This window comes from Thomasclavelia sp. (assembly GCF_017889095.1).
In the GTDB taxonomy this organism is placed as follows: Bacteria; Bacillota_I; Bacilli_A; order Erysipelotrichales; family Coprobacillaceae; genus Thomasclavelia.
On sequence record NZ_JAGHEW010000366.1, the window covers coordinates 1 to 2,631 of the forward strand.

At 29.2% G+C, this 2,631-nt stretch carries 2 protein-coding genes; both read left to right on the forward strand.

The genetic code is table 11. From position 1 onward, the window contains the following. On the forward strand, positions 1 to 214 hold a 214-nt coding region (locus tag J7M77_RS15430; RefSeq protein WP_296880173.1), incomplete at its 5' end, for a hypothetical protein. 177 nt (positions 215 to 391) lie between these two features. Continuing rightward, the coding region (locus tag J7M77_RS15435) for a heavy metal translocating P-type ATPase (RefSeq protein WP_296880175.1) at positions 392 to 2,631 on the forward strand (2,240 nt) is incomplete at its 3' end.

A 2,631-nucleotide genomic window follows, 5' to 3' on the forward strand; every position in this document is an offset into this window, starting at 1 on the left:
CTTTTGTATTTTTTATTTAAAATTAGCTGAAACTTTGTCATTGGTTGATGTTTTAATTATATTATTTTTGATGGTGGAAGTTTTAAACTCTAATACTCTTGCAACTAGTGAAAAGTTCAGAGAAATAATGATATATTTAAATAAGATAAGATTTAATTGTAATATTAATGAATTAAATTATTCTAACATGATATCCAATAAAAATAGAAAGTAAGTACAAATTATTTAATAATTTGGATTTGAATAAGTAATGTAAATAGATGTAAACTAAAGTTATCTTTAAAATGCTTTTTTATGAAATTAGAAAATTGTTTTATTATATTACTTGCAAAAAGATAATTATAGGTTTATACTAAAACCATACCCCCCTAGGAGGGGTTAAGGAGGAATTATGAAACAGAAATATAGTGTTAAAGGGATGACTTGTTCAGCATGTGAAAATCATGTTTATAATAGTGTTGCCAAGTTACCAGGTGTTAACAAGGTTGAAGTTAGTTTACTGACAAATTCAATGACTGTTGATTTTGATGAAACTTTAGTTAATGATGCTATGATCATTAAGGCGGTTAGTGATGGTGGTTATCAGGCTAGTAATTTTGATGATACGTTAATTGATAATGATGATTTAAGTGATTTAAAACAAAGATTGATTTATTGTTTTATTGCACTTGCTTTATTAATGTATGTTTCAATGTCATCAATGTTTAATTATCCGATTTTTTCAGTTATTAGAGAAAATCCTTATGTTAATATTGGATTACAAATTATCTTTTTAATTCCGATTTTAATAATTAAAAGAAATTATTTTATTAATGGATTCAAAAATTTAATTCATTTTGATCCTACGATGGATTCTTTGATTGCTTTAGGAGCCGGAGCTTCAGTTATATACAGCATTTATTCGATTGGATTAACTGTTACGGGAAATTTGGAATTAATGCATTTGGTTCATAATGTTTACTTTGAATCGGCGGGAATGATCGTTACTTTAATTAGTTTTGGTAAATATTTAGAAGCTAAATCAAAGAAGAAAACAACCGATGCAATTAGTAAATTATTGGAATTAGCACCTAATGTTGCTTGTCGAATCGTTGATGGTAAAGAAGAAATTGTCAAAATATCTGAGTTGAAAATTGATGATCAGGTAATTGTTAAAGCTAATGAAACAGTACCGGTTGATGGAAAGATCATTCAAGGATTTAGTTCGGTTGATGAATCAATGATCACGGGTGAAAGTTTACCGGTTGAAAAAGAAGTTGATAGTTTAGTAATTGGTGGAACTAATAATCTACAAGGAACATTTATTTATCAGGTTACTAAGACAGTAGAAGATAGTACTTTAGCTAAAATCATTGAATTAGTTGAAGAAGCTTCTAGTTCTAAAGCACCGATGACAAGAACGATTGATAAAGTCGTTAAGTATTTTGTACCAACGGTTATTTTAATTTCTTTGATTACATTAATAACCTGGTTATCACTTGGTCAAAGTTTGAATTTTGCGATTACTAGTGCCATTGCTGTATTAGTTATTTCTTGTCCTTGTGCTCTAGGATTAGCAACGCCAGTTGCTATCATGGTTGCTACGGGAGTAGGGGCAAGTAATGGGATTTTGATCAAAAGTGCTGAAGTTTTAGAAAATGAAAATAATATTGATGTTGTTGTTTTTGATAAAACCGGAACGCTTACTAAAGGTAAAGCCCAAGTTAGTGATATTTATAGTCATAGTTTAAAAAGTGAAGAAGTCATTAAAATTGTTGCTTCATTAGAAAAAGGTTCTAGTCATGTTTTAGCTAATGCTTTTATTGAAAAAGCTGATGAAATGAACATTTCATTAGTAGAAGCCTCTGATTTTAAATCATTAAGCGGTTTAGGCATTGAAGGAATCATTGATGATCAAAAATATTTAGTTGGAAATCTTAGAATGATGAAACAGGCTAAACTCGATTTTAAAGATTATCAAAAACAGGCTGATCTTTATTTAAAGCAAGGAAAAACATTAGTTTTTTTAGCAACGGAAAATGAAGTTGTTGGATTAGTTAGTATTTTTGATGATATTAAAGAAACTAGTAGGCAAGCTATTGCTAAATTAAAACAAATGAACATTAAAACCGTTATGCTTACTGGAGATTTAAAAGCAACTGCACAGGCAATTAATCAAAAGTTAGGTTTAGATGAAGTTATTGCAGAAGTTTTACCACAAGATAAAGAAAATGTCGTGAAAAAATTGCAAGATGAAGGAAATCATGTTTTAATGGTAGGTGATGGAATCAACGATGCTCCAGCTTTAGTTCGTAGTGATGTTGGAGTGGCAATTGGTAAAGGTAATGATATTGCCATTGATGCGGCTGATGTTATTTTAATGAAAGATGATATGCGGGATATTGTTACATCATTAGAATTATCAAAACGGACGATCAATAATATCAAAGAAAATTTATTTTGGGCATTTATTTATAATATAATTGGAATTCCAATTGCAGCAGGGGTATTTTATTTAACTTTTGGAATTCGTTTAGATGCGATGTTTGGTTCTTTATGTATGTCGCTTTCATCAGTTTGTGTTGTAAGTAATGCACTTAGATTAAAAAGATTTAAACCATATTATGTAAAGGAGAACAAGAAAATGAAAAA